The following is a 19,002-nucleotide window of genomic DNA, read 5'->3' as shown; positions in this document are numbered from 1 at the left end:
GACCCCGTGACCCACGTGACCGAGCACCCCCTGGTCCAGGGCGGGCGCTCCGCCGCGCTCGCCACCGCCTGCGTCCGCGGCGGGGTCGCCGCCGGGCTCGGCCTCGGCGGGCTCGCCGTCCTGGTGATCGCGGCCTGGATCGGCTCCCCGTACCCCGACGGCGGCGCCGGCGGGGCGCTGCACCTGGCCGCCGGGCTCTGGCTGCTCGCCCACGGCGTGGACCTGGTCCGCACGGACACCCTGTCGGGCCTGCCCGCGCCCCTCGGCGTCGTCCCGATGCTCCTTGTCGCCCTGCCCGTCTGGCTCGTCCACCGGGCCGCCCGCGACACCCTCGACGCGGGAGCCGGCGACGGCCGTCCACGCACCTCGGCGAGCGGCGCCGTGGCGTCGGTCGCCGGCGGATACCTGCTGGTCGCGGCCGTGGTCGTGGTCTACAGCGAGAGCGGCCCGCTCCCCGCCGACCTGATCACGGCCGGGCTCTGGCTGCCCGGCGTCGTCGTGGGCGCGGCGGGGGCCGGGGTCTGGACGGCACTCGGCCGCCCCCTCCCCGGGCAGCGGCACGCGGCCGCCGCCCTGCGCGCGGCCGGGCTCTTCCTCGTCACGCTGCTCGGCGGCGGAGCGGTCGCCGCGGCCGTCTCGCTGGCCTGGCACGCCGGCGAGGCGCAGGCCGTCTTCACGGGACTCGCGGGGGAGTGGTCCGGTCGTGTGACGGTCCTGCTGCTCGTCCTGGCGCTGCTGCCGAACACCGCCGTCTGGGGGGCCGCGTACGGCCTCGGGCCGGGCTTCGCCCTGGGCACGGGCGCCCTCGCGACCCCGCTGGGCCTCGTCGGCGACCCCGCCGTACCGCCCTTCCCGCTCCTGGCCGCGCTGCCCGCCGAGGGGCGCGGCACCTGGGTCCACTGGCTGACCGCCGCGGTCCCGCTGGCCGCCGCGGCCGCCCAGGGGTGGCGTGTGGGCCGCGCCGCGCGGACCTGGGCCGCTCGGGACGCCGCCCTCACGGCCCTGGGCGCGGCCTGGGGCTGCGGGGCGGCCGTCGCCGTCCTCGCCGCCGCCGCCGGCGGCCCGCTCGGCAGTGGCCGTCTCTCGGCCTTCGGCCCCGTCTGGTGGCAGGCGGGCGCCGCGACGGTGCTCTGGGGCGCCTGCCTCGGTGTGCCCACGACTCTCGCGGTACGGGCCTGGGGCCGCCGCGTCCCGCGCCCGAAACCCCTGTCGGCGTCCGCCGCCGCCCCCGGCGGCGCGTCCGTGCCGGGCCTCGCCGCGGCGAGCGGCACCCCGGCCGCCGTGCCCTCCGGCGCCTCCTCCGGCTCCGCCCCGGGTCAGTCGGCCGGAGCCCCGGGCCGGTCGAAGCCGGCCGGGATCACGCGCCGGAAGTCCTCCGCGGACCGGTCCGCGGACGCCGAAGCCGCCGGGACGGCCGCCGCGGACCTCGCAGACCTCGACGACGGGGGCTACGAGCCGTACGACTACCTGCCGGCGGCCTGGGAGCCCTCGTTCCCGGCTCCGACCCGGGCCTCGGCCCGGCCCCCGGTCGCCTCCCGGGACCCCGAGCCGGTCCGGCCCCCGGCCGCCTCCCCGAATCCCGGGCCGGTCCTGCCCCCGGCCTCCGGCGGCACGGCGGGGCGGGCTCCCGGCCCCGCCGTGCCGGCCGCCGCCGAGCCGGAGGGCCGGCCGCCCCTGGACATTCCCTGAGCTCGCTACTCCCGGACGCCGAAGCCCGCGCGCAGCGGCTTCGGAAGCAGGTCGTTGCAGGCGAGCCGGCCGGCGTGGGTGAGGGCGTCGTCGCGGCACTCGTAGAAGTCGCGGTAGACGAGCTGCATGGTGAAGCCGACCGCGACGATCATCAGGGCGACGCTCGCCGCGACCAGTCCGCTGATCGCGGCCGTCCGCATCGAGCGGAGCGGGGCGGCCGTCGCGGACGCGCCCTGACCGGAGGCGCGACCCGGCAGCGCCCCCTGGCCGGGCGCCGTTCCCCCGGCCTGACCCGGGACCTGCCCGGCGGCCCGCTCGGGAACCTGTCCCGAGGACTGGGACGCCGGCTGTGATGTCGGCGACAGCTCGGCGGCCGGCTTCGGCCGGGCACGCAGGGAGCTGATCCCCCAGTAGAGGCCGAGGGCGCCGAGCAGCAGGGCCAGCTCCGGGATCTCGAAGATCGCGAAGAAGAAGGCCCACATGCCCGCGAGGATCGCGTACCGCGCCCGCCGCTGCGCCGGGTCCGTCGGGTCCCAGCGGAGCCCCTGGCGACCCGGACCGCTCCGGCCCGGCCCGCCCTCGGGACCGCCCTGACCGCCGCCCTGCCGTTCCGGACCCCGGCCGAAGCCGTCCGTCGAAGGGCCGGGCTGGCGCGGGCTCCAGCGGCCGTCGGACGGGCCCGGCGCGTCCGGGTCCCCGGACGCGCCGTCGTCCGAACCCTCCGGCCGCCGCGGCTGCCAGGGCTGGTCGGGGCGGCCCTCGGGCGGCGGTGCGAACGGGTTGTCGTCGTTCGTGGACTGGCGTTCCGGCATCTGCTGAACGTCTTCCCTCTGTCGTCGCGACCACGACCGCATCCGTGGTCTCCACTGCTGTCTCGTCCGCCGCTGTGCGCTGATCGCCAGGCGTCGGACCCTGACGCTACCGCCCTGCTCCGCCCCCGTCCCGTGGGGGCCGCCCCGTGTGCCGGTATCGTTGCTGACGGTCGCGCCATTCGTAGGGTTCCCCGTATCGAGGGGCACGATTCGTTCGTACGACCGTACAAACACCACGGAAAGAGTGACCCAGTGGCTGCCGCCCGCCTCGTCGTCCTGGTCTCCGGGTCCGGTACCAATCTGCAGGCCCTCCTCGACGCCATCGCCGCCGACCCCGAGGGGTACGGAGCGGAGGTCGTCGCCGTCGGTGCCGACCGCGACGGCATCGCCGGTCTGGAGCGCGCCGAGCGCGCCGGGCTGCCCACCTACGTCTGCCGGGTCAAGGACCACGCCACCCGCGAGGAGTGGGACCGCGCCCTGACCGAGGCCACCGCCGCGTACGAGCCGGACCTCGTCGTCTCGGCCGGTTTCATGAAGATCGTCGGCAAGGAGTTCCTCGCCCGCTTCGACGGCCGCGTGGTCAACACCCACCCGGCCCTGCTGCCCAGTTTTCCCGGTGCCCACGGGGTGCGTGACGCCCTCGCGTACGGCGCGAAGGTCACCGGATGCACCGTCCACTTCGTCGACGACGGTGTCGACACCGGCCCGATCATCGCCCAGGGCGTGGTCGAGGTGCGGGACGAGGACGATGAAGACGCTCTCCACGAGCGCATCAAGGAAGTCGAGCGCTCGCTGCTCGTCGACGTCGTGGGGCGCCTCGCCCGGCACGGCTACCGCATTGAGGGACGAAAGGTTCATGTCGGTGAACACGGACACCGTTAAGCCCATCCGCCGCGCGCTGGTCAGCGTCTACGACAAGACGGGGCTCGAAGAGCTGGCCCGCGGTCTGCACGAGGCCGGTGTCGAGCTCGTCTCCACCGGCTCCACGGCCGGGAAGATCGCAGCCGCCGGCGTGCCGGTCACCAAGGTCGAGGAGCTGACCGGCTTCCCCGAGTGCCTGGACGGCCGCGTCAAGACCCTCCACCCGCGCGTGCACGCCGGCATCCTCGCCGACCTGCGCCTCGAGTCGCACCGCGAGCAGCTCGCGGAGCTCGGCGTGGAGCCCTTCGACCTGGTCGTCGTGAACCTCTACCCGTTCCGCGAGACGGTCGCCTCCGGCGCCACCCCGGACGAGTGCGTCGAGCAGATCGACATCGGCGGCCCGTCCATGGTCCGCGCCGCGGCCAAGAACCACCCGTCCGTGGCCATCGTCACCAGCCCCGGGCGGTACGCCGACGTGCTCGCCGCCGTGCAGGCCGGCGGCTTCGACCTGACCGCCCGCAAGCGCCTCGCCGGCGAGGCCTTCCAGCACACCGCTGCGTACGACGTGGCCGTCGCCTCCTGGTTCGCCGACGACTACGCCGCCGCCGACGACTCCGGTTTCCCCGACTTCCTGGGCGCCACCTACGCGCGCCAGAACGTCCTGCGCTACGGCGAGAACCCGCACCAGGGCGCCGCGCTCTACGTCGACGGCACCGGCGGCCTCGCGGAGGCCGAGCAGCTGCACGGCAAGGAGATGTCGTACAACAACTTCACGGACACCGACGCCGCGCGCCGGGCCGCGTACGACCACACCGAGCCGTGCGTCGCGATCATCAAGCACGCCAACCCGTGCGGCATCGCGATCGGCGCCGACGTCGCCGAGGCCCACCGCAAGGCCCACGCCTGCGACCCGCTGTCCGCGTTCGGCGGCGTCATCGCCGTCAACCGCCCGGTCTCCGTCGCGATGGCCGAGCAGGTCGCCGAGATCTTCACCGAGGTCATCGTCGCCCCCGGCTACGAGGACGGCGCGGTCGAGATCCTCGCCAAGAAGAAGAACATCCGCGTCCTGAAGGCCGACGGCGCCCCGGCCAACCCCGTCGAGGTCAAGCCCATCGACGGCGGTGCCCTCCTCCAGGTCACCGACCGCCTCCAGGCCGACGGCGACGACCCGGCGAACTGGACCCTCGCGACCGGCGAGGCCCTGTCCGCCGAGGAACTCGCCGAGCTGTCCTTCGCCTGGAAGGCCTGCCGCGCGGTCAAGTCCAACGCGATCCTCCTCTCCAAGGACGGCGCCTCCGTCGGCGTCGGCATGGGCCAGGTCAACCGCGTCGACTCCGCGAAGCTGGCCGTCGAGCGCGCCGGCGAGGAGCGGGCGCGCGGCGCCTACGCCGCCTCCGACGCCTTCTTCCCCTTCCCCGACGGCCTGGAGATCCTCACCGCGGCCGGCGTCAAGGCCGTCGTCCAGCCCGGCGGCTCCGTCCGCGACGAGCAGGTCGTCGAGGCCGCCGCGCAGGCGGGCGTCACGATGTACTTCACCGGCACGCGCCACTTCTTCCACTGACGGGCAGAGCACGTCGGCGGACGGCCCGCCGGTACCCCACGGGTACCGGCGGGCCGCCGTGCGTCCCGGCGCGCGGTGACCCCTGGACGACAGATCCGCCGAACGGGTGGACTCTGGTCTAATGGGTTGCTCTTTTGTCGGCCGCCGGTGCTGGGGGACGTGGTGTTGGACGTACTGAACAGGCCCGCTGCGGAGACCACCGGCGCGGAGTCGTCCGACGGCCTCTCCCCGGCCCCCCTGCGCCCGTACCTGATCCTCGCGGGCGTCCTCTGCGGCCTGTACTTCCTCTACTCCTGGGTGCAGTACGCGCACTTCAGGACGCCCTCGTGGGACCTCGGGATCTTCGGGCAGTCCGTCCGGGCGTACGCCGAGTTCCGCGCACCCGTCGTCGACATCAAGGGCCCCGGCTTCCACATACTCGGGGACCACTTCAGCCCGGTCACCGCGCTCCTCGCGCCCCTGTACTGGATCTGGCCCTCGCCGGTCTCGCTGCTCTTCGGCCAGGCCGCGCTCTTCGCCGCGTCCGCCGTCGTCGTGGGCCGCACCACCCAGCAGGTCCTGGGCAGCCGCGCCGCGGGCATCGGGCTCGCCGTCGCCTACGGGCTGTCCTGGGGCCTCCAGGAGGCGGTCAAGTCCGACTTCCACGAGATCGCGTTCGCCGTACCGCTGCTCGCCCTGACCTGCCGGGCCCTGGTCCTGGGCCGCTGGACGGCTGCCGTCGCCTGGTCCGTCCCGCTGGTGCTGGTCAAGGAGGACATGGGGCTCACCGTCGCCATGGTCGGCGCGGTCCTCTTCCTGAAGGGGCAGAAGCGGCTGGGCGCCGCCCTGGCGGGGTTCGGCGTGGCGGCCTTCGCGCTCACGGTCCTCGTGCTGATCCCGGCGGCGAGCCGGCTCGGCCGGTACGACTACTGGTCGAAGATCGAGACGACCGGCCAGGGCGCCGAGACCTCGTTCGGGCAGGTCATCGGCGACGCGCTCGCTTCGGGGGAGCGGTGGGAGATGGTCTTCTACCTGCTGGCCGTCACCGGCTTCCTCGCCCTGCGCTCCCCACTGGTCCTGCTCGTCCTGCCCACCCTCGGGTGGCGGTTCCTCTCCCAGGACGCCAACCACTGGGGCATGCACTGGCACTACAGCGCCATCCTCATGCCGGTCGTCTTCCTGGCCCTCGTGGACGCCGCCCGCTCGGTGCGGACCTCGCCGCGGGCCTGGCTCGTCTCGTACGGGAAGGTCGTCGTCCCCGTCGCGACGGCGGTCGCGCTCGTGCTGGCCGCGAACCTGCCGCTGCGGGAGCTGCTGAAGCCGGAGACGTACGCCACGGACGTGCGGGCCGAGCAGGCGCGGGCCGCGGTGGACGCGGTCCCGGACGGGGCCAGTGTGGAGGCGGACGTCTCGCTCCTCGCCCACCTCACGGCGGACCACCGGGTCTACTGGGTGGGCACCTCGAAGGGCGCCACCCCGGACTACCTCGCCTTCGACCTGCGCGGCTGGGGGCAGCAGGTGTCCGACCCCGCGCAGCTCGCTTCGCAACTGCATCCGGAGGCGCGGTACGAGATCACCTACCGCTCGGACGGCTTCGCGGTGCTCAAGCGGGTGTGACGCGTACGCCGAAGGGGCCCGGTTCCGTGGACGGAACCGGGCCCCTTCGTACGACTCAGTACTGCTGCTTGTTCCGGTTGAACCAGGCGGCGCCGTCCGACTTCGCCACGAAGACGATGATCAGGACGCCGAGGGCGAGGCTCACGATGCCGAGGGGCAGCGAGAAGAGGCTGAACACCACGGCGAACGCGGAGTAGACGATCGAGCCGATGCGGATGCCGTTGCCGCCGGAGCGGAACTTGGCGGCCAGCACCATGCCGATGGCGGCGAAGACCAGCGAGATGACGCCCGCGACGATCAGGAGGCCCTGACCGAAGTCGGCGAACGCCTGGGCGTCGGCGGACGAGGCGCCCGACTTCTCCAGCTCGCTGTCGACCGCGAAGGACAGGCCGATGACGGCGAGGCCGCCGATCAGGTTGAAGGCGCCGGTGATCCAGAGCATCACGCGCGCGGCCTTCACACCGCCGGGCATCTCCATGGACGCGCCCGGGTAGCCACCGCCACCGTACGGGGAGACCGGCGGCGCGGCCGGGTAGCCGTAGCCACCCTGCTGCGGGGGCACGCCCTGGGGGGTCTGCTGCGGGTAGCCGTAGCCGGGCTGCTGGCCCTGGCCCTGCTGGCCGTAGGGGTTGTTCGGGTCACCGAAGCTCATCGCGGGATTCCTCCGTGAATTTCTCTGTGCGGGGACGACGCGGCCCGCGCGGAGGACTTTCACGGCATTTGAGCGGATTTCCCCCCGGCACTTTCCGCGGTACTGCGCGGATCATCGTCGTCGCACCGTCGACTTCTTGTCCAGTCGATACGTGGTGGAGTTGTGCAAGTGCAATGTGTCGCTCCGGAAGAGGGCGGCCTCGGCGGGAGCGAATTGGAACAACGCGGGGGTCATCCGGGAGGATGTCTCCATGAGCGCCCAGATTCTCGATGGCAAGGCCACCGCAGCCGCGATCAAGTCCGATCTGACCGTCCGTGTGGCGGCCCTCAAGGAGAAGGGCATCACGCCCGGCCTCGGCACCGTCCTGGTCGGCGACGACCCGGCCAGCCAGAAGTACGTGGCCGGCAAGCACCGCGACTGCGCGCAGGTCGGGCTCGCCTCGATCCAGCGCACGCTGCCCGCCACCGCCACCCAGGAGGAGATCGAGGCGGTCGTACGGGAGCTCAACGAGGACCCCGCCTGCACCGGCTACATCGTCCAGCTCCCGCTGCCCAAGGGCATCGACGAGAACCGCATCCTGGAGCTGATGGACCCGGCCAAGGACGCGGACGGCCTGCACCCGACCAACCTCGGCCGCCTCGTGCTCAACGAGCCCGCCCCGCTGCCCTGCACGCCGAACGGCATCGTCACCCTGCTCCGCGCCCACGGCGTGGAGATCAACGGCGCCGAGGTCGTCGTCGTCGGCCGGGGCGTCACCATCGGACGCCCGATGCCGCTCATCCTGACCCGCCGCTCCGAGAACGCCACCGTGACCCAGTGCCACACCGGCACCCGGGACCTCTCGGCGCACCTGCGCAACGCCGACATCATCGTCGCGGCGGCCGGCGTGCCGCACCTCATCAAGGCGGAGGACGTGAAGCCGGGCGCCGCCGTCCTCGACGTCGGCGTCTCGCGCAACGGCGAGGGCAAGATCCTCGGTGACGTGGACCCCGGCGTCGCCGAGGTGGCCGCCTGGATCTCCCCGAACCCGGGCGGTGTGGGCCCGATGACCCGCGCGCAGCTTCTCGTCAACGTCGTCGAGGCCGCCGAGCGCGCGGCCGCGGCGCTCTGACGTGACCTCCGGGACTCCGGGGGCACCCGGGAACCCGGCCGGGGTGACCGACGACGCGGCCGCCCCCGAGGCCGCGGGCTCCAGTGCCCCCGACGCCGTGCCCTCGGGCTCCGGAACCACGGACTCGGGGACCTCGGGCCCCGTCGCCTCCGGCTCGGCGGCCTCGGACCCGGGGGCCGCGGGCTCCGACGGCGCCGCTTCCGGGACGACGGAGGGCGCGGTGGCGGGGGCGACGAGCGCTCCGTGGAAGCGGCCGGCGCCGACCCTCACCACCGACACCGCGCGGCCCGAGGGCGGCGGCCGGGCGGCGCCCGGCGACGCCCCGGCGCCCGCGCGGCAGTGGCCGCTGCTCACCGTCCTCGGCCTCGCCGGGCTCGGTCTGGTCGTGGTGGGCACGGACCCGTTCCCGCAGGCCTTCCGGGTGGGCGTGATGCTGGTCGGGGCCGCGCTCCTCATCGGTGCCGTGCTGCGCCGGGCCCTGCCGTCGGTCGGCATGCTGGCCGTCCGGTCCCGCTTCACGGACATGATCACGTACGGGGTGATGGGTGCCCTGATCGTGTTCCTCGCGCTGATGGTGCAGCCGGGGCCCTGGCTGCGGATCCCGTTCCTCGAGGACGTCCTCCACCTGACGGTCACCTGACCCGTCGACTCGCGACGGCGCCCGCCCTCTCCCCCGTGGGAGGGCGGGCGCCGCCGCGATCAAGGGTCATGTACGTGCCAACGGGGAGACAAGATCCGTCGGCGCGCTGTGGCACGGAAGTGACCATTCCGGTACCTCGGCCGCGCATCCGGGCCCGGAGCGCCCCCGGACCTGCCATCCTTCGGGGAGTCGGGGGACAAGGGGGGATCGCACATGCCTCGCTGGAAGGCGCTTCCGGACGAACTCGACCCGGACATCCGCGCGTTCACGGAGCGGCTTCGCCGTCTCATCGACCGCAGCGGCCTCGGCGTCGCGGCCGTCGCCGAACGCACCGGACACGAACGGTCCGCCTGGGACACGTACCTGAGCGCCCGTCTGCCGGTGCCCAGAAGCGCCGTCGTCACCCTCGCCGAACTGACCGGCGGCGACGTGGGCAGCCTCGCCGCCGACTGGGAACGCGCCGATCGCGCGTGGCCGCGGGCGGGACACCCTCCGCTTCCCGCCCTTCCCGAGGCCGAGGCCGACGATGCCGATGGCGCCGACGCCCACGCCTCCGCCCCCGAAGCCGCGACGGTCGCGACCTCCGGTGTCGCTGCTGCCGGAGCCGCCGGAGCCGCCGGAGCCGCCGGAGCCGCCGGAGCCGCCGGAGCCGCCGGTGTCGCCGCCGCCTTCGGCGCCCCCCACGCCCCCGGTGACGACCGCACCCTGCAGATCCGCCGCCTCGGCCACGTCCCCGCCCCGGGCGCGTCCCCGCCCCCCGCCTCCCTGCCCGCGGTCTCCCCGCCGCGGTCCCGCCGCCCCGTCGTGCTCCTCTACGCGGCCGGGATCATCGGCGCACTGCTCGTCGTCACGGCCGCGCTGCTCCTGGTGGACCTCGGGGGCGCGGGCGGTACGGGCGGGCCGACGGCCGCCCCGTCCGTGACGGCGACCCCGAGCGCGGCGCCGCGCACCAGCCTGCCGGCGGGCGTGGGGTGCGCGGGTGCCGACTGCGCGGGGCGGGATCCCCAGGCGATGGGCTGCGGCGGGCCGACGGCCGAGACGGTCGCGCGGATCCGGGTGGGCGGTGCGCTGGTGGAGGTCCGGCACAGCGGGGCGTGCGCGGCCGTGTGGGCCCGGATCACCGGCGCGGCGCCGGGGGGCGCCGTCACCGTGGAGGTGGCGGGCGCGGTCCAGCGCGTCGTGCTGACCGAGGGCGCCGACGACGACGCGTACACGCCGATGCTCGCCGTGACGTCCCCGGCGGACGCGCGCGCGTGCGGCACGCTCGTCGACGGGCGTGTCGGCTGCACGGTGAACCCGTGACGGCGGAAGGACCCGAACGGGCCCCGGACGGCGGCCCGGAGGAGCTCCCCGGACGGGTGGCAGTGAGCCGGACCACAAGGGGGTGGGGGTTGGCGGGGCCTCGGGTCGGATAGCCTGACCGCTGGAATTCTCTTCACGTCGAGACACCGATCGATCACAGCGATCGATCGTCGATCGTCGATCACGAAGGGACGTCCAGCACCAGGGGCAGGGACCCCCACCGCCAGCTGTCTTACGGAGATCGCCATGACCCGCACTCCCGTGAATGTCACCGTCACCGGCGCGGCCGGCCAGATCGGCTACGCGCTGCTCTTCCGCATCGCCTCCGGCCACCTGCTCGGCGCGGACGTGCCGGTCAAGCTGCGCCTCCTCGAGATCCCGCAGGGCGTGAAGGCCGCCGAGGGCACCGCCATGGAGCTCGACGACTGCGCGTTCCCGCTGCTCAAGGGCATCGACATCTTCGACGACCCGAACAAGGGCTTCGAGGGCGCCAACATCGGCCTGCTCGTCGGCGCCCGTCCGCGCGGCCCGGGCATGGAGCGCGGCGACCTGCTCGCCGCCAACGGCGGCATCTTCAAGCCGCAGGGCGAGGCCATCGCCGCGCACGCCGCGGACGACATCAAGGTCCTCGTCGTCGGCAACCCGGCGAACACCAACGCCCTGATCGCCCAGTCCGCCGCCAAGGGCGTCCCGGCCGAGCGCTTCACCGCGATGACCCGCCTGGACCACAACCGCGCGCTGACGCAGCTGGCCCAGAAGACCGGCTCCTCGGTCACGGACATCAAGCGCCTCACCATCTGGGGCAACCACTCCGCGACCCAGTACCCGGACGTCTTCCACGCGGAGATCGCCGGCAAGAACGCCGCCGAGGTCGTGAACGACGAGGCCTGGCTGGCCGACACCTTCATCCCGACCGTCGCCAAGCGCGGCGCCGCGATCATCGACGCCCGTGGCGCGTCCTCCGCGGCCTCCGCCGCCAACGCCGCCATCGACCACGTGTACACGTGGGTCAACGGCACCGCCGAGGGCGACTGGACCTCCATGGGCGTCCCGTCCGACGGCTCCTACGGCGTCCCGGAGGGCCTGATCTCCTCCTTCCCCGTCACCTGCAAGGACGGCAAGTACGAGATCGTCCAGGGCCTGGAGATCAACGACTTCTCCCGCACCCGCATCGACGCCTCCGTGCGCGAGCTCTCCGAGGAGCGCGACGCCGTTCGCGAGCTCGGCCTGATCTGAGCCCGGCCTGATCTGAGCCCGGCCTGATCCGAGCCCCGGCCCGATCCGGGCCCAGGCCTGATCCGAGCCCTGCTCCGAGCACTCGGCGCCCCCGGACCGCACGACCGACCGTGCGGCCCGGGGGCGCCGTTTTTCGCGCCGACACGGAGCGGCGAGCTCCCCTATGCTGTCCCACCGGTCCCGGCCAACCCGGCCGAAAACATGGACAGTTCCAGACAATCGGGGGAGACTTGACGCAATCTTTCGTGCCTCAGCAGCCCGGTCGGCCGCCGAGCGAGCCGCCGGTCGTCGACCCGCGCCGCTTACCCGCGGCCAGCGAGGCGACCCGGCTGCTCTGCGCCGGCACGTACCTCGACGACGGATTCCGTGACGCGGTCATCGACCAGCTGTACGTCCACGAGGAGCGCTTCGCCGCCCCCTCGCTCGGCTACGACGCGAGCCGCGTCCTCGCCCACGCGCTGCGTGCCCGCCGCGTCGAACTCGGCTGGGCCGCTGGGATCATCGCCCTCTGGATCATCGCGATCCCGCTCACCAAGGGCCTGGTCACCCTGCTGATCGCGCCCTTCCTCATCCTCGGCCTGGCCCGCTGGATCCGCGGCCGCTCGGCCGTCGCCCCGCTGTACCGGCTTGTCCCGGCGTTCGTCCTGCGCTGGTACGGGCGGCTCACGTTCCTCCAGTCCGCGCTGCTCCTCCTCGTCCTCGTCTCCGGTGACGACGAGTCGGGCGGGGACTTCCTCGAAGACCTGCTCGACCCGGACGGCGTCCTGGGCTTCATGGTCGGCCTGGCCGCCCAGGAGTTGTGGGGCGTCGGCAAGCTCGAGGCGTGGATCACCGTCGCCGTGCCGCTGCTCGTGGCATGGGCGGTGGCCACCCAGCGCGGCCAGTTCGCCCGCGCGCTCACCGGGGAGCTCTCCCGCGAGCGCTTCCCCGACCAGCGCTCCGACCCGGCCGAGCAGACCGAGGGCGCCCGGTCGCGCCGCCTGCGCGACCGGATCCGCGTCGAACAGCACGCGCGGCTCGTCATGTACGACGCGGAACGCCCGTTCTGCGGGTCGGGCGAGCCGTACGAGCCCTGGTCGCTCTCCATCGAGCTGCGCCCCCGCAAGAACCTCGACGGCAAGGCGCCCGAACCGCTCGACAACAGCGCCATCATGCGCCACGTCGTCCCGCTGGTGGAGGCGCTGCGCACGCCCTCCCCGCACGGCTCGCCGCAGATCCAGGCCGCCGTACGGGACCGGCTGCGCGAACTGGAGATCGACGAGGTCGTGTTCCTGCCGGTCGACGGGCTGCCGGACCGCACGGCGGCGCCGTACACCCCGGAGGGCTTCGAGGCGCACCGTTCGGGCGCGATCGAGGAGGGCGGCGAGACCCGTCGCCACTTCCTCCGGATCAGGGTCGGCGGCTGGGGCGAGGAGATCGTCACGACCGTCTTCGTCCGCGTCCACACGCAGGGCGGCATGCTGATGCTGGAGGTCGCACCGCACGTGCTGCGGCCGGTGAAGCCGCTCTACCGGTACGCCGACCGGAACGCCCACCGCTTCCTGCACAACCACCACTTCGGCAGGGCCGTCTGGGCGCTGAGCGAGGTCCCGCGTTCCGGCGGGCAGGCCGTGGCCACGCTCTGGCGGGGGCTCGGCCACGTGTGGCGGGTGCTCACCGCGGGCAACGCCAACGCGCTGCCGGAGGGCCCCCTGGTCTCGGTCCGCGAGCTCGGCTCCGACGACGAGGCGTCCCTCTTCCAGGAGATGGACGTCAGCCGCTACCTGAAGAGCATCCAGGACCGGGTCGCCAACGGCGTGACGGTCGCGCTCCGCCAGGCCGGATACGAGACGGCCGAGTTCGAGCAGAAGATCGTGCACGTCGCCGAGGGGGCGACGTTCATCGAGAACACCAAGGGGAACGTCACCCTCGGCAACAACAACACCGTGACCCACAAGACCTTCACCACTTCGAAGACCGGAGGCGACCGTGGCTGACACCGACAACTCCCGCGACCGCGGCGGCGTTCACGTCACCAACACCAGCGGCAACGTCACCATCGGCGACAACAACACCGTCACCAGCACGGTGAACGGAGCCCAGCCGGCCCGCGACCCCCGGCAGGAGGAGCTGCTCCAGGCCATCCTCAAGCTCCGCGCCGACCTCCGGGGCGTCGTCGCCTCCGACCTGACGGCGGCCCTGGACGAGGAACTGTCCGACGCGGCGGACGAGATCGAGGGCGAAGGCCGCGCCGACGCCGGCCGCCTGCGCCGCCTCCGCCAGGCCCTCACCGACGCCGGTGCGGTGACCGGGATCCTGGCCTCGGGCGTGGCCGTCGGCCAGGCCGTCGGCACCCTGCTCGGAGGATGAGATGAGCGGTCACGGGGGCGGGGCCCGCTGGAACGACGAGACCCAGAGCTGGGAGCGGGTGGCACCGTCCGGACCCGCCGGCACGGGCGCCGTCCCGCACGGAGACGAGCACGGCCCCGTCGTACCCCCTCCGCCGCCGCCCCCCGACCACGCGCCGGCGTACGGGCCGGGCGGCACGGCGGAGTACGGCCCGGACGTCACGCCGGGCTACGGCCCGGGGCACGCGCCGGAGTACGTCCCCGAGACGGGCGCCTGGCAGTACCCCGTTCCCGGGGACACCGGGACGGACCGGCCGCGTCCGCGGGCGGCGCTCGCGGCCGGGGTGGCCGTGGCCGTGCTGGCCGCGGGATCCGTGGGCGGCTGGCTCGTCTGGGGCCGGGACGACGCGACGGATCCGGCCGCGGGCGGCCCCGCGGCCTCCGTCTCGGCGGCGCCGGAGACCGGCGGCGCCACGGCCGATCCCGCGACCGGCACCCCCTCGGAGTCGCCGTCGCCGTCCGACACGTCCACCCCGATGGACGACGTGCCCCCGCCGGGCTACAGCGCGCAGCAGGACGTCAAGGGCTTCACGATCGCCGTTCCCGACGGCTGGAACCGCACCGAGTCCGACCAGGGCGTCTTCTTCAACGCGCCGGACGGCCGCAGCCTGATCCAGGTCTTCGTGATCCAGGAGGCGGGCATGACGCCGTACGACGCCCTGCGCGGCGTGTCCGAGGACGGCCGCGCCAACAAGCCCGGGTACGCGGAGATCAGCCTCGAACGGGTCACCGGCGAACCGGGCGCCCCGCCCGACTCCGCCGAGCTCGTGTACGCCTACGACCGGGAGGGCGGCCGGCGCAAGGTCGTCGACCGCGCCTTCACGGCCGCGGACGGCAACCACTACGCGATCCTGGCCGCGGGCCCGGAGTCCGACTGGCCCGAGCAGCGCGAGGTCCTCGGCGTGGCCCTGGAGTTCTTCCGCCCGGGCGCGTACTGACCGGCATGACGCCTCCCCTCGCCGCGGCGGGGGGAGGCGGTGCCGTTCAGGCCCCGAGCGTCGCCCCGTCGCGGAGCTCCGCCGCGAGGGACGCCAGGCCGTCCAGCGACCGCAGGAGCAGGCCGTCGCCGAAGGTGATCCGGGTCGCGCCCAGGCGGCCGAGCTCGGCGAAGGACGGGCCGCCGGGGCCGGCCAGGACGTTGAGCGGGAGGTCGCCGAGGGCGGCGCGCAGGACCGGCAGGTCCGCCGGCGGGGCCGCGATCGGGTAGACGCAGTCAGCGCCCGCCGCCGCGTAGAGCAGGGAGCGGGTCACCGCCGCCTCCGCCGGTTCGGGGGCCCGGCGGATGTACACGTCCACGCGCGCGTTGACGAAGAGGTCGGGGCCCGCGGCGGCCCGCACCTCCGCGAGCCACTCCGCGTGGGCCTCCGGGTCCCTGAGCGCGCGGTCGGGCCCGGTGTCCTCCAGGTTGACGCCGACGGCGCCCGCCTCCCGTACGCGCTCCACCAGTTCGGCCGCCGGAAGCCCGTAGCCGCCTTCCAGGTCGGCCGTGACGGGTACGGAGACGGCCCGGGCGATCCGGGCCACGGCGGCGAACATCTCGGCCGCCGGCGTCGCCCCGTCCTCGTACCCGAGGGAGGCGGCGACCCCGGCGCTCGGCGTGGCGAGCGCCGGGAACCCGGCCGCCTCGAAGACGCGGGCACCGGCCACGTCCCACGGGCCGGGCAGCACCAGCGGAGCGTCCGCGGTCCGCCCCTGGTGGAGGGCGCGCAGGACCGCGGCCTTCGCCTCCCCGCTCATGCGGAGCGCGGGGTGTAGTGGCCGGGCGTCATCCGGGTGGTGACACCGATCCGGTTCCAGGCGTTGATCGTGGTGATCGCGGCGATGACCCGGGCGAGCTCGGTCTCGTCGAAGTGCGCGGCGGCCCGGGCGTACACCTCGTCGGGCACGAAGCCGTCGGTGAGGACGGTGACGGCCTCGGTCAGCGCGAGGGCCGCGAGCTCCCGCTCGGTGTAGAAGTGCCGGGACTCCTCCCAGGCGGAGAGCTGCACGATCCGCTCGACGGTCTCGCCCTCCGCCAGCGCGTCCTTGGTGTGCATGTCGAGGCAGAACGCGCAGCGGTTGACCTGCGAGGCCCGGATCTTGATCAGGTGGTACAGGGTCGGGTCGACGTCCTTCGCGGCCGCCGCCTCGACCCGGACCATCGCCCGGTAGAACTCGGGGAGCAGCTCGGCCAGGGCGAGGCGGGGAGCGTGCTCGTGGGCGGTGACCCCGGGGGCGGACGTCGGGTGCGGGGTGGTGGTCGTGGTCGTCATACCGATCACCGTACGAGCCCTGTGGCGCACCGGTATGGTCCATTCACATGGCGAACGAGTGGGCCACTTTCGGATCCGACCTCCATCTGGAACTGCGCGGTCCACGGCTGCGCGCCGGTCTCATGGAGGCCCTGCGGGAGGCGGTGCGCAGCGGGCGCCTGGAGGCGGGCACCCGGCTGCCGTCCTCCCGGTCGCTCGCCGCCGACCTCGGCATGGCCCGCAACACGGTCGCCGACGCCTACGCGGAGCTGGTCGCCGAGGGCTGGCTCACGGCCCGCCAGGGGTCCGGCACCCGCGTCGCACGGCGGGCCGCTCCGCGCAGGCCGCCCGCCCCGGCCGCCGGCACCCCGCCCCGTCCCGCGCCCCGCGCCCGCCGGGCCTCCGGCACCCCGCCCCGCACGACGCCCCGGGCCCCCGTCCCGCCGGCGGGCGTCCGGCGGCCCGGCACCCCGGCGCACGACCTGAAGCCGGGCACCCCCGACCTCGCCTCCTTCCCGCGCGCCGAATGGCTCAAGGCCTACCGGCGGGCGCTCGCCGCCGCGCCCAACGAGGCCTTCGGCTACGGCGATCCGCGCGGCCGGATCGAACTCCGCACGGCGCTGGCCGAATACCTCGCCCGCGCGAGGGGCGTGCGCGTCCGGCCCGAGCGGATCGTGGTCTGCGCGGGGTTCGCGCAGGGCCTGACGCTGATGGGGGAGGTGCTGCGGGGCCGCGGGGTGCGGGACATCGCGGTCGAGTCGTACGGCCTCGACGTCCACACGAACCTCCTCGACCGCGCCGGGCTCGGCCTCCCGCCGCTGCCGTACGACGAACGGGGCACCCGGGTGGAGGAGCTGGCGGCGGGGGAGTTCGAGGGCGCCGGCGCCGTCCTCATGACGGCCGCCCACCAGTTCCCGCTGGGCGGTGCGCTGCCGCCGGACCGGCGGGCGGCGGTCGTCGACTGGGCGCGCGCCTCGGGCGGCTTCGTCCTGGAGGACGACTACGACGGGGAGTTCCGGTACGACCGGCAGCCGGTGGGCGCGCTCCAGGGCCTCGACCCCGACCGGGTCGTCTACCTGGGCACCGCGAGCAAGTCCCTCGCGCCCGGCCTCCGCCTCGGCTGGATGGTGGTGCCCGAGGAGCTGATGGGGGAGGTGGTGGCCGCGAAGGGGGCCGCGGACCGGGTGTCGAGCGCGCCGGACCAGCTGGCCTTCGCGGAGTTCCTCGGCTCGGGGGCGTACGACCGGCACGTACGGGCGAGCCGGCTGCGCTACCGGCGCCGCCGCGACCAGCTGGTCGCGGCGGTGGCCGCCCACTCGCCCGCGACCCGGGTCAGCGGGATCGCGGCCGGCCTCCACGCGGTCCTCACCCTCCCGCCGGGCACCGAACAGGACGCGCTCCGTGCCGCCGCCTGGCACGGTCTCGCCGTCCAGGGGGTCGACCAGTTCCGCCGCCCCGCCGTGCCCGCCACCCTCGACGGCCTCGTCGTCGGCTACGCCACGCCCCCGGACAGCGGCTGGCAGGGCGCCCTCCAGGCCCTGTGCCGGGTCCTGCCCTGACCGGCCCGCGCCGCGCCGGCGTCAGGGCGCGCCGGGGTTCCGCTCCGGTGCGGGGTCCGCGCCGGGGCCGCTCGCCGCGGCACGGTCGGGTGCGGCGGGTGCCGTCGCGGGCGGTTCGCCGAAGCGCGCCAGGGTGAGCGACCCGGCGACGGCGACGGCGAAACCGGTGACGGCGAGCCAGCCGAGGCCCTCGCGGGTGCTGTCGCCGAGCCAGACGACGCCGACGACCGCCGGGCCGATGGTCTCGCCGAGGACGGCGCCGGCGGTCGCGGTGGTGACCGAACCGCGCTGGAGCGCGGAGGTGAGCAGCAGGAACGCGGCGCCGCCGCCGACGAGGAGCGCGTACCAGACGGGGTCGGTGAGGTCGAGGCCGTCGATGAGCCGGACCGCCACCTCGACCACGCCGAAGCCGAAGCCCGCGCCGAGGCCGAGCACGAGGGCGCGGGACCGCTGCGGCAGCCGGCCCCCGACCACACCGAGCAGCAGCACCCCGAACGAGACCGCCAGCAGCGCCCAGTCCAGTGCCTCCGAGCCGTCCTCGTGGCCCTCCCTGCCGGAGGCGAGCGCCAGCATCGCGAGCCCCGCGCAGACCACGCCCACGGCGGTCCACTCCACCCGCTTCAGCCGCACCCGCAGCACCCGCGAGGCGATGACCGCCGTCACCGCCAGGCTCGCGGCCAGGGCCGCGCCCACCACGTAGATGGGCAGCGTCCGCAGCGCGACGATCTGCAGGGCGAACCCGAGGCCGTCCATGCCGAGACCGGCGATGTAGCGCCACTGCCGCAGGGCCCGCCACATCAGCGCGATGTCGACGCCTCCGCCCGTTCCCGGCTCCGCGGCCCGCGCCGCCATCGCCTGGAACACCGAAGCCGCCCCGAAGCAGACGGACGAGGCCAGCGCACAAATCATCCCGAGAAGCACGAAATGACTCTAGGGGGTGTCATGTCGATCAGGCCTGACCGGCAAGGCGCCTCCTGGGGGAGGAGTCCGGAAAGCACCGGCCTACACTGTGCGGTCGCGAGGGTCGTGACCGCGACGGACGCGACCGCCAAGGGGAGGGCTACGGACATGCGCAAGCTCAGGTCGAGCACGGTGGTGCTCGGCGGGATGGGTGTGCTCGCGGCGACGATCACCGCCTGCGGTTCGGAGCCGGACCGGCGGTGCGTGGACCCGCTGAGCCGCGAGGAGCTGCCCAGCTACCGGTGCGAGAGCGGCGGCAGCGACGACGGCAACGGCAGCACCACCCGCGGCTCGTACTACTACGGCGGTTCCGTCCGTGACAGCAGGGTGAGCGGCGGCAGCTTCGACAAGACCGCCGTCGACACCGGCGGCTTCGGCTGCTCCGGAACCGGCGGCGGCTGAGGC

Annotated in this window: 18 protein-coding genes; 13 read left to right on the top strand and 5 right to left on the bottom strand. The window is 74.5% G+C overall.

The genetic code is table 11. The annotated features are described in order from the left end of the window. Nucleotides 1-6 precede the first annotated feature (6 nt). Nucleotides 7-1,689, top strand: coding sequence for a cell division protein PerM (locus tag AC067A_RS05520; protein ID WP_478614917.1), 1,683 nt, complete (start codon nt 7-9; stop codon nt 1,687-1,689). 5 nt (nt 1,690-1,694) lie between these two features. Here the strand turns inward: AC067A_RS05520 and AC067A_RS05515 are convergent, their stop codons facing one another. Next, the gene (locus AC067A_RS05515; protein ID WP_478614916.1) at nt 1,695-2,501 is read right to left on the bottom strand and encodes a hypothetical protein; all 807 of its coding nucleotides are present in this window, start codon (nt 2,499-2,501) and stop codon (nt 1,695-1,697) included. Between the two features lie 252 nt (nt 2,502-2,753). On the opposite strand from AC067A_RS05515, the gene purN reads away from it, so the two are divergent. The 3 genes from purN to AC067A_RS05500 all read left to right on the top strand — a co-directional run bounded on the left by purN (nt 2,754) and on the right by AC067A_RS05500 (nt 6,519). Continuing rightward, complete coding sequence (gene purN, locus AC067A_RS05510; RefSeq protein ID WP_376490573.1) at nt 2,754-3,383, top strand: phosphoribosylglycinamide formyltransferase; 630 nt, start codon at nt 2,754-2,756, stop codon at nt 3,381-3,383. After that, nucleotides 3,358-4,923, top strand: coding sequence for a bifunctional phosphoribosylaminoimidazolecarboxamide formyltransferase/IMP cyclohydrolase (purH, locus tag AC067A_RS05505; protein ID WP_478614911.1), 1,566 nt, complete (start codon nt 3,358-3,360; stop codon nt 4,921-4,923). The genes purN and purH overlap by 26 nt, the downstream gene beginning before the upstream one ends. Before the next feature lie 162 nt (nt 4,924-5,085). Next, nucleotides 5,086-6,519, top strand: coding sequence for a DUF2079 domain-containing protein (locus AC067A_RS05500; RefSeq protein WP_478615635.1), 1,434 nt, complete (start codon nt 5,086-5,088; stop codon nt 6,517-6,519). A 55-nt stretch (nt 6,520-6,574) separates the two neighbouring features. Here AC067A_RS05500 and AC067A_RS05495 read toward each other — a convergent pair whose 3' ends face one another. Continuing rightward, complete coding sequence (locus AC067A_RS05495; protein ID WP_478614908.1) at nt 6,575-7,171, bottom strand: hypothetical protein; 597 nt, start codon at nt 7,169-7,171, stop codon at nt 6,575-6,577. Nucleotides 7,172-7,421: 250 nt separating this feature from the next. Between AC067A_RS05495 and AC067A_RS05490 the strand changes: the two genes are divergently transcribed. The 7 genes from AC067A_RS05490 (at nt 7,422) to AC067A_RS05460 (ending at nt 14,785) form a co-directional block, all read left to right on the top strand. After that, nucleotides 7,422-8,282: a bifunctional methylenetetrahydrofolate dehydrogenase/methenyltetrahydrofolate cyclohydrolase gene (locus tag AC067A_RS05490; protein ID WP_017239671.1), complete on the top strand. Its 861-nt coding sequence runs from the start codon at nt 7,422-7,424 to the stop codon at nt 8,280-8,282. A 43-nt stretch (nt 8,283-8,325) separates the two neighbouring features. Then, the gene (locus tag AC067A_RS05485) at nt 8,326-8,922 is read left to right on the top strand and encodes a DUF3017 domain-containing protein (protein WP_478614904.1); all 597 of its coding nucleotides are present in this window, start codon (nt 8,326-8,328) and stop codon (nt 8,920-8,922) included. Between the two features lie 213 nt (nt 8,923-9,135). Continuing rightward, nucleotides 9,136-10,224 carry a helix-turn-helix domain-containing protein gene (locus tag AC067A_RS05480; RefSeq protein ID WP_478614901.1) on the top strand — a complete coding sequence of 363 codons (1,089 nt, stop codon included), beginning with the start codon at nt 9,136-9,138 and terminating at the stop codon, nt 10,222-10,224. 246 nt (nt 10,225-10,470) lie between these two features. After that, complete coding sequence (locus AC067A_RS05475) at nt 10,471-11,460, top strand: malate dehydrogenase (RefSeq protein WP_478614898.1); 990 nt, start codon at nt 10,471-10,473, stop codon at nt 11,458-11,460. 245 nt (nt 11,461-11,705) lie between these two features. After that, entirely contained in the window at nt 11,706-13,436 is a 1,731-nt protein-coding gene (locus tag AC067A_RS05470) for a hypothetical protein (RefSeq protein ID WP_478614895.1), read from the top strand. Next, on the top strand, nt 13,429-13,809 hold the full coding sequence (locus AC067A_RS05465; protein ID WP_478614892.1) for a hypothetical protein: 381 nt from the start codon (nt 13,429-13,431) through the stop codon (nt 13,807-13,809). Before AC067A_RS05470 ends, AC067A_RS05465 begins: the two co-directional genes overlap by 8 nt. Before the next feature lies 1 nt (nt 13,810). Then, entirely contained in the window at nt 13,811-14,785 is a 975-nt protein-coding gene (locus AC067A_RS05460; protein WP_478614889.1) for a serine/arginine repetitive matrix protein 2, read from the top strand. A 46-nt stretch (nt 14,786-14,831) separates the two neighbouring features. Here AC067A_RS05460 and AC067A_RS05455 read toward each other — a convergent pair whose 3' ends face one another. Beyond that, on the bottom strand, nt 14,832-15,584 hold the full coding sequence (locus tag AC067A_RS05455; RefSeq protein ID WP_478614887.1) for an isocitrate lyase/PEP mutase family protein: 753 nt from the start codon (nt 15,582-15,584) through the stop codon (nt 14,832-14,834). Continuing rightward, the gene (locus AC067A_RS05450) at nt 15,581-16,099 is read right to left on the bottom strand and encodes a carboxymuconolactone decarboxylase family protein (RefSeq protein ID WP_478614885.1); all 519 of its coding nucleotides are present in this window, start codon (nt 16,097-16,099) and stop codon (nt 15,581-15,583) included. Before AC067A_RS05450 ends, AC067A_RS05455 begins: the two co-directional genes overlap by 4 nt. A gap of 47 nt (nt 16,100-16,146) precedes the next feature. Between AC067A_RS05450 and pdxR the strand changes: the two genes are divergently transcribed. Next, nucleotides 16,147-17,637, top strand: coding sequence for a MocR-like pyridoxine biosynthesis transcription factor PdxR (pdxR, locus tag AC067A_RS05445; protein ID WP_478614882.1), 1,491 nt, complete (start codon nt 16,147-16,149; stop codon nt 17,635-17,637). 21 nt (nt 17,638-17,658) lie between these two features. Here pdxR and AC067A_RS05440 read toward each other — a convergent pair whose 3' ends face one another. Continuing rightward, nucleotides 17,659-18,546: a hypothetical protein gene (locus tag AC067A_RS05440; protein ID WP_478614880.1), complete on the bottom strand. Its 888-nt coding sequence runs from the start codon at nt 18,544-18,546 to the stop codon at nt 17,659-17,661. A 159-nt stretch (nt 18,547-18,705) separates the two neighbouring features. On the opposite strand from AC067A_RS05440, the gene AC067A_RS05435 reads away from it, so the two are divergent. Continuing rightward, a complete protein-coding gene (locus AC067A_RS05435; protein WP_478614878.1) occupies nt 18,706-18,999 on the top strand; it encodes a hypothetical protein in 294 nt (97 codons plus the stop codon). Nucleotides 19,000-19,002 lie beyond the last annotated feature (3 nt).

The sequence above is a fragment of the Streptomyces sp. NPDC043176 genome (assembly GCF_056436715.1).
The sequence above is the reverse complement of the archived record's forward strand: the minus strand, read 5'-3'. Positions and strand labels throughout refer to the sequence as shown.